Source organism: Saccharopolyspora sp. NPDC049357 (assembly GCF_040677225.1).
In the GTDB taxonomy this organism is placed as follows: domain Bacteria; phylum Actinomycetota; class Actinomycetes; order Mycobacteriales; family Pseudonocardiaceae; genus Saccharopolyspora.
Genome location: NZ_JBFAQJ010000060.1, coordinates 23,683 through 31,057, shown reverse-complemented (window position 1 = coordinate 31,057; position 7,375 = coordinate 23,683). Strand labels below are relative to the sequence as shown.

The 7,375-nt window shown below is 69.6% G+C and carries 7 protein-coding genes and 1 riboswitch; of the genes, 5 read left to right on the top strand and 2 right to left on the bottom strand.

The window, feature by feature from the left end; genetic code table 11:
• Positions 1–104 precede the first annotated feature (104 nt).
• Positions 105–482, top strand: a complete 378-nt coding sequence (locus AB0J91_RS31070) for a hypothetical protein (RefSeq protein WP_363876095.1) — start codon at positions 105–107, stop codon at positions 480–482.
• Position 483: 1 nt separating this feature from the next.
• Here the strand turns inward: AB0J91_RS31070 and AB0J91_RS31065 are convergent, their stop codons facing one another.
• Complete coding sequence (locus tag AB0J91_RS31065; protein WP_363876098.1) at positions 484–882, bottom strand: NUDIX domain-containing protein; 399 nt, start codon at positions 880–882, stop codon at positions 484–486.
• A gap of 212 nt (positions 883–1,094) precedes the next feature.
• On the opposite strand from AB0J91_RS31065, the gene AB0J91_RS31060 reads away from it, so the two are divergent.
• The gene (locus tag AB0J91_RS31060) at positions 1,095–1,604 is read left to right on the top strand and encodes an AAA family ATPase (RefSeq protein WP_363876092.1); all 510 of its coding nucleotides are present in this window, start codon (positions 1,095–1,097) and stop codon (positions 1,602–1,604) included.
• Positions 1,605–1,623: 19 nt separating this feature from the next.
• On the opposite strand, the gene AB0J91_RS31055 is transcribed toward AB0J91_RS31060, so the two are convergent.
• The gene (locus AB0J91_RS31055; protein ID WP_363876089.1) at positions 1,624–2,514 is read right to left on the bottom strand and encodes a sigma-70 family RNA polymerase sigma factor; all 891 of its coding nucleotides are present in this window, start codon (positions 2,512–2,514) and stop codon (positions 1,624–1,626) included.
• 78 nt (positions 2,515–2,592) lie between these two features.
• Here AB0J91_RS31055 and AB0J91_RS31050 point away from each other — a divergent pair, with 78 nt between their 5' ends.
• From AB0J91_RS31050 to AB0J91_RS31040, 3 genes are all read left to right on the top strand, one after another.
• A complete protein-coding gene (locus AB0J91_RS31050; protein WP_363876086.1) occupies positions 2,593–2,979 on the top strand; it encodes a VOC family protein in 387 nt (128 codons plus the stop codon).
• Positions 2,980–3,126: 147 nt separating this feature from the next.
• Entirely contained in the window at positions 3,127–4,545 is a 1,419-nt protein-coding gene (rox, locus tag AB0J91_RS31045) for a rifampin monooxygenase (protein WP_363876083.1), read from the top strand.
• A 60-nt stretch (positions 4,546–4,605) separates the two neighbouring features.
• A riboswitch (cobalamin riboswitch) is annotated at positions 4,606–4,832 on the top strand.
• A gap of 46 nt (positions 4,833–4,878) precedes the next feature.
• A complete protein-coding gene (locus AB0J91_RS31040; RefSeq protein ID WP_363876080.1) occupies positions 4,879–7,356 on the top strand; it encodes a ribonucleoside-diphosphate reductase subunit alpha in 2,478 nt (825 codons plus the stop codon).
• Positions 7,357–7,375: the final 19 nt, after the last annotated feature.

Here is a 7,375-nt window from a genome sequence, read left to right as displayed (position 1 = left end):
GTGCGGCATCGTGTTCACCGTTCCCGGGGTCGGCGCGCTGGCCCTCGCCGGACTGCTGCACGTACCGCTGGGCACCTACCTGCTCTACGGGCATACTTCCGCCGGTGCGCAGGACGTTCTCGATCGTGGCCGTGTCGGCCGCGCTGCTGGCCGCGATCCTCCTCGTGGGTCCGTCGATCACGCTGCACGAACAGGTGCTGCACCACGAGACCTCCGGGGACGCGGGCGTGACCTACGAGCACTCGGGTGCGCGGTGGTCCAGCGACCTCCACCTGGTCGAGCTCCGCACGGTCACCGACACCCGCTACGAACTCCGCCTGGGCCCCGACGCCGCGTCCTACTACTACCCCGTCGAGCTCGCCTTCGGCTCCGAACCTCCGGCCGTCGGCCAGGTCACCTGGCTGCCCGACGCCGTCGAGATCACCTTCACGACGGGAGAAGCGCTCCACGTCCCAGCCGACAACTTCCGCAGCACCCGGTGACTCACCCGTCCCACCCGAGGGTTCCGAAGGGACGCGATTCGAGGTAGCCGCGCAGGCCGGCGGCCGGGTAGCCGATGATGTCGCCGGGCAGCGCGTCGAGCGCGAACCAACTCAGCTCGTAACACTTCTCGGGCTCGCGGTTCTCCGGTTCGCCGTGCCAGGCCAGGGCTTCGAAGAACACCCCGAGGCGCGGCTCGACACCGGTCGCGGTCGCGTGCAGCGTGTGCACGTGCCGGAGATCGTTCCCGTCGATGCGGACCCCGACCTCCTCCCGCGCCTCCCGAACCGCGGCCTGGACCAGCGATTCCCCCGCATCGACCTTCCCCGAGGGAAGGTGCCACAACCCGTCCCCGAAGCTCCCGCGCCTGCGGCTGAGCAGCACTCGCCCACCCCGCACCATGATCACGTGAGCATCAACCACCGTCCGATGAACCACCACCCGATCATCCCCCAACGCACGCGCCCCGAGACGCGGGAACGTCCCGACTTCCACTGAAATCCGGATCCAGCCGAGCACCTCGGACATGTCGGGCATCGCCGGTACGGTCCCGGCATGGTGATGGCGGATCCGGGAAGCAACGAGTTCTGCGTCGGGCACGGGCGGGGGCGCTCATGAGGACCGGTGACGACGGCACTCGACTGGTGGTCCTTCGCGGGCCTTCCGGTTCTGGGAAGTCCTCTGCGGCGCGGGAATTGCGTCGGCGGGTCGGGCGCGGCGTGGCCCTGGTGGAGCAGGACTACCTGCGCCGGATCCTGCTGCGTGAGCACGATCGGCCTGGTGGGGCGAACATCGAGTTGATCTCGAACACCGCGCGGTTCGCGCTGGATCGCGGATTTCACGTGATCCTCGAAGGGATCATGCCGGCGGCCCGCTACGGCGCGATGCTGCGGTCCCTCCACGACGACCACGCGGGCCGGAGCTTCTTCTACTACTTCGACATCAGCTGGTCCGAGACCTTGCGGCGGCACGCGACGCGACCGAAATCGGCCGAGTTCGGGGCCACCGAGATGAGCGAGTGGTTCGGCCAGGCGGGTCGGCTGGAACTGATCGAGGAACGAACGGTGTCCGAGAGTCTCAGCCTGGACGAGATCGTTCGGCGGCTTCAGCGAGAGGTGTTCTAGCGGTTGCGGGTTCGCGCGGTCATTCGCGGAATCGGACGACTCCTGCCGTCAGCCGCTTCACGCGGTCGGCGTCGCGGATGCCGTCGATCTCCACGATGCGGCCGTCCACCACGGTGAACGCCATGATCGACACCGGACGGCCGGACCGGGCGGCGACCACGCCGGGCAGGCCGTTGACGAGCACCGGGTGGAGCTCCGCACCGCGACTCGCGCGGGACTGCCGGGCGATCTTCTCAGCCCCTCGGTACACCGCGGGCGGCCGCTCGCCGCCGTAGTCGGTGCGGAAGACGACGTCGGGGTCGAGCAACCGCACCAGCGCGTCGAAGTCCCCGGCGTTCGCGGCGGTGAAGAACGCGTCCACCACCTCGCGCTGCCTGCCGATGTCCTGGTCGGGGGTGGGCGGCTCGGCGCCTCGGACGCGTCGCCGCGCGCGGCTCGCGAGCTGCCGGGCCGCCACCGGGGTTCGGTCCACCAGCCGCGCGACCTCGTCGAAGGGCAGGTCGAACATGTCGTGAAGCACGAAGGCCAACCGCTCGGCCGGGCTGAGCGACTCCAGCACCACGAGCAGCGCGAGGCTGACCGAGTCGGCGAGCAGCGCCTGCTGCTCCGGCCCCTCCCCTTCCGGGGCGGAGACCACGGGGTCCGGCAACGGGGTGGCGGTGGTGTCGACGAGCTCCTCGCGGCGACGCCGACGCGACCGAAGCAGGTGCAGCGCTTCGCGGGCGACGACGGTGGTCAGCCAGCCTCCGAGGTTGGCTATCTCGTCGGGCTCGGCTCGGCTGAGGCGCAGCCAGGCGTTCTGCACCGCGTCCTCGGCGTCGGTCACGGACCCGAGCATCCGGTAGGCCACCGCGCGCAGCTGCCCTCGGTGCTCCTCGAACCGCTGAGCGAGCCGATCGTCCTCCGCCACCTGTCACACCGTCCCTCCGGCCGGGCTCATCACTGTGAACCCACCGATCCGCGGGATGTGACGACGAGGGAGGACGCCATGCCCGACAACGCCGGTGATTTCGTCAGCATCAGGTACATGGTCGATGACGTCGACAAGGCCGTCGAGTTCTACGCGCGCCATCTGGGATTCACCGTCCGAACCGACTTCGCGCCGGCGTTCGCCGACGTCATCAGGGGTGACCTCCGGCTTCTGCTGAGCGGTCCGGCCAGCTCAGCGGGCCGGGCGATGCCGGACGGCGCGATCCCCGGGCCCGGCGGGTGGAACCGGATCCACCTCATGGTCGACGATCTCGCCGCCGAGGTGGATCGGCTGCGCGCCGAAGGTGTTGATTTCCGCAATGACGTCATCAGCGGTCCGGGCGGTCAGCAGGTCCTGCTGCGAGACCCCTCGGGCAACGTGGTGGAGCTGTTCCAGGCCCGATGACGCGTCGGCGTCGTTTCCCCCGTACTCAACGTATAGCGCACCAGGGGGCTTGCGGCAAGCCCCCTGGCATGCCGCAGAATCTCCGATCTGAAGCCGTGAGCTGCGAAGATGCCGACTTCGCCGCACGGTGTGACCGGGGGTTGAGAGATGATCGACGTTGTTGTCGCCGGTGCCGGTCCGACCGGTCTGATGCTGGCGGCGGAGCTGCGGCTGCACGGGGTGGGCGTGGTCGTGCTGGACAAGGCCGCGGCGCCGACGGACTTCGTGCGGGCGTTGGGGCTGCACGTGCGCAGCATCGAGGTCCTGGACCAGCGGGGCCTGCTGGAGCGGTTCCTGGCCGAGGGGACGAAGTACCCGCTCGGCGGTTTCTTCGCCGCCATCTCCAAGCCCGCGCCCGAGCGCTTGGACACCGCGCACGGCTACGTGCTGGGCATCCCGCAGACCACGACCGAACGGCTGCTGGCCGAGCGGGCCGCCGAGCTCGACGTCGAGGTCCGGCGGGGCTGTGACCTGGTCGGACTCGATCAGGACGAGGACGGGGTGACCGCCGAGCTCGCGGATGGCACGCGGTTGCGGGCGCGCTACCTCGTCGGCTGCGACGGCGGTCGCAGCACCGTGCGCAAGCTGTGCGGCATCGGGTTCCCCGGCGAGCCGTCCAGGGTGGACACGCTGCTCGGCGAGATGAAGATGACCGCGTCGCGGGAGACCATGGCCGCCGTGACGAACGAGGTTCGCAAGACCCAGAAGCGCTTCGGCGTCGGTCCTCTCGACGGCGAGTGGTGCCGGGTCGTCGTGCCGGCCGCCGGTGTGGCCGAGGACCGTTCGGCGCCGCCGACGCTCGGGGAGCTCACCGGCCGGCTCGAAGCGATCGCGGGCACCGACTTCGGCGCGCACTCCCCTCGCCGCCTCGCCCGCATCGGCGACGCGACCCGGCAGGCCGAGCGCTACCGCGCGGGCCGCGTGCTGCTCGCAGGCGATGCCGCGCACATCCACCCTCCGGTCGGGGGCCAGGGGCTGAACCTCGGTCTCCAGGACGCGTTCAACCTCGGTTGGAAGCTCGCCGCGGAGGTCGCCGGGTGGGCACCGGCGGACCTGCTCGACAGCTACCAGGACGAACGGCATCCGGTGGCCGCCGCCGTCCTGGACAACACGCGCGCGCAGATGCAGCTGATGTCCACCGAGCCGGGCGCGCGGGCGGTGCGGCGGCTGGTGTCGGAGCTGATGGACTTCGACGAGGTCAACCGGCACCTGACCGAGAAGATCATCGCGCTCGACGTGCGCTACGACTTCGGCGGGGACCACGACCTGATCGGCAGGCGCATGCGCGATGTCAACCTGGAGCGAGGCCGCCTCTACGAGCTGACGCGAACGGGACGCGGACTGCTGCTCGACCGGACCGGGGAGCTCTCGGTCGAGGGCTGGGACGACCGGGTCGATCACGTCGTCGACGTCGGCGCGGATCTCGACGCGCCCGCCGTTCTGCTGCGCCCGGACGGTCACGTGGCCTGGGTCGGGGACGATCAGGGAGACCTCCTCCCCCACCTGTCGAGGTGGTTCGGGAAGTGACTCATTTCTCCCTCCGACACGCCCATGTTGGTGTTGGTGGAAGAGTCAGACCCAAGATGTAGAGTGTCGCTCGCTGGTGGTTCACCGGGCCCGCGCGGGTCCGGTGTGGCAACAGGGAACCCGGTGCGAATCCGGGACTGCCCCGCAGCGGTGAACGGGAACGACCGCCGTCATCACGCACTGGACGCCACGCGTCCGGGAAGCGACGGCCAGTAGGACCGGTCTTGCGAATCCCCGAGACCGGACGCCCGTGAGTCCGAAGACCTGCCATCGGCGCGCGCACGCCCGTGCGCGCCGTCCGGGACCTCGCGGGAGGGTCCACGCGGACATGCGATGGTCTTCGCTTCCGTCGCGTCCTCGCGTGCTGTCGCCACCGGTTCCGGGCATGCCTTCCGAGCTCGCGAGGAGAGAGTCCCGGTGACCGACACCGCACTGTCCGAACCCATTCCGCTCACCGGCGGCCGCGTGTCCACTGTGGTCGAGCAGTCCTGCGCGGGACTCGCCGACGTGGACCCGTCGGCGGTGCTCACCGAGGTCGAGCGCAACGTCTACCCCGGCATCGGCGACGCCGAACTCGGCGAGGCGCTGATCATGTCGGCGCGCACGCTGGTGGAGTCCGAGCCGAACTACTCCCTGGTCACCGCTCGACTGCTGCTGGACAAGCTGCGCGGCGAAGCGCTGAGCCACCTGGCTGGTACACCGCAGCAGACCGACCAGGAGCAGATGCGCGACCGCTACGCGTCCTACTTCACCGACTACGTGCGGCGGGGCATCGAGCTGGGCCGGCTCGACCCGGAGCTGGCCCGCTTCGACCTGTCCCGGCTGGGCGCGGCGCTGGACGCCGAGCGCGATCTCGCCTTCGACTTCCTGGGGCTGCAAACGCTCTACGACCGGTACTTCCTGCACCACGACGGCATCCGGTTCGAGCTGCCGCAGGCGTTCTTCATGCGGGTGGCGATGGGCCTGGCGCTGCGCGAGGACGACCGCGATGCGCGTGCCATCGAGTTCTACCGGCTGCTGTCGTCGTTCGACTTCATGTGCTCCACACCGACGCTGTTCAACTCCGGCACCACCCGCCCGCAGCTGTCGTCGTGCTTCCTGACCACTGTGGACGACGACCTCCAGTCGATCTTCAGCTCGTACCGGAACAACGCGCTGCTGGCCAAGTACTCCGGCGGGCTGGGCAACGACTGGACCCCGGTGCGCGGCATCGGCGCTCACATCCACGGCACCAACGGCGAGTCCCAGGGCGTGGTCCCGTTCCTGAAGATCGCCAACGACACGGCGGTCGCGGTCAACCAGGGCGGCAAGCGCAAGGGCGCGGTGTGCGCGTACCTGGAGACCTGGCACATCGATGTCGAGGAGTTCCTGGACCTGCGCAAGAACACCGGTGACGACCGCAGGCGCACCCACGACATGAACACCGCGAACTGGGTGCCCGACGAGTTCCTGCGCCGCGTCGAGGCCGACGAGTCCTGGACGCTGTTCTCCCCGGACGAGACGCCCGACCTGCACGACCTCTACGGTTCGGCGTTCGCCGAGCGCTACCGGGCCTACGAGGCCGCGGCCGATCGCGGCGAGATCCGCGTGTTCCGGCGGGTCCGGGCGGTGGAGCTGTGGCGGCGGATGCTGACCATGCTGTTCGAGACCGGGCACCCGTGGATCACCTTCAAGGACCCGTGCAACCTGCGCTCGCCGCAGCAGCACACCGGTGTGGTGCACTCGTCGAACCTCTGCACCGAGATCACCCTGAACACCGCCGCCGACGAGGTCGCGGTGTGCAACCTGGGGTCGGTGAACCTGGCCCGGCACGTCACCGCCGACGGCCTGGACCGCGACCGGCTCGCCGCGACCGTGCGCACGGCCGTGCGGATGCTGGACAACGTCATCGACATCAACTTCTACACGATCCCCGAGGCCGAGCGCTCCAACAGCCGGCACCGGCCGGTGGGGCTGGGGCTGATGGGCTTCTCCGACGCCCTGCTGAAGCTGCGGATCCCGATGTCCTCCGATGACGCGGTGGAGTTCGCCGACCGCAGCATGGAGGAGATCAGCTACCACGCCATCGACGCGTCCAGCCGACTCGCCGAGGAGCGCGGGCGCTACGCCTCGTTCGAGGGCTCGCTGTGGAGCCGGGGAATCCTGCCCATCGATTCCCAGGAGTTCGTTCAGGAAGCGCGCGGGAGTGCGGATCTGAACCGGAGCTCGACGCTGGACTGGTCCTCGCTGCGGGAGCGGGTTCGCGGCAACGGGATGCGCAACTCCAACGTGATGGCCATCGCGCCGACCGCGACCATCGCCAACATCTGCGGTGTCGGCCAGTCCATCGAGCCGCTGTACCGCAACCTGTTCGTCAAGTCGAACATGTCCGGCGACTTCACCGTCGTCAACCCGCACCTGGTGGCCGACCTCAAGCGGGCCGGGCTGTGGGACGAGGCGATGGTGGCGGACCTGAAGTTCTACGACGGGTCGCTCGGGCCGATCGACCGCGTCCCGGACGAGCTCAAAGCCCGCTACGCCACCGCGTTCGAGATCGAGCCGCACTGGCTGGTCGAGGCCGCGGCCCGCAGGCAGAAGTGGATCGACCAGGCGCAGTCGCTGAACCTGTACCTGGCCACGCCCAGCGGGCGCAAGCTCGACGAGCTCTACCGGCTGGCCTGGCGCAAGGGCCTCAAGACGACCTACTACCTGCGCTCGTCCAGCGCGACCCACGTGGAGAAGTCCACGCTGCGCGGTACCGACGGCAAGCTCAACGCGGTCCCCGCCGCCGCCTGTTCGGTCGAGGACCCCGATTGCGAGGCCTGCCAGTGATCCCCCAGGAGAAGGAGCT

Bases quoted from the DNA above. Each gene is read 5' to 3' on its own strand.
- AB0J91_RS31050 (WP_363876086.1), top strand. From the start codon at position 2,593: ATGCCCGACAACGCCGGTGATTTCGTCAGCATCAGGTACATGGTCGAT.
- rox (WP_363876083.1), top strand. From the start codon at position 3,127: ATGATCGACGTTGTTGTCGCCGGTGCCGGTCCGACCGGTCTGATGCTG.
- AB0J91_RS31040 (WP_363876080.1), top strand. From the start codon at position 4,879: ATGGTCTTCGCTTCCGTCGCGTCCTCGCGTGCTGTCGCCACCGGTTCC.
- AB0J91_RS31060 (WP_363876092.1), top strand. From the start codon at position 1,095: ATGAGGACCGGTGACGACGGCACTCGACTGGTGGTCCTTCGCGGGCCT.
- AB0J91_RS31065 (WP_363876098.1), bottom strand. From the start codon at position 882: ATGGTGCGGGGTGGGCGAGTGCTGCTCAGCCGCAGGCGCGGGAGCTTC.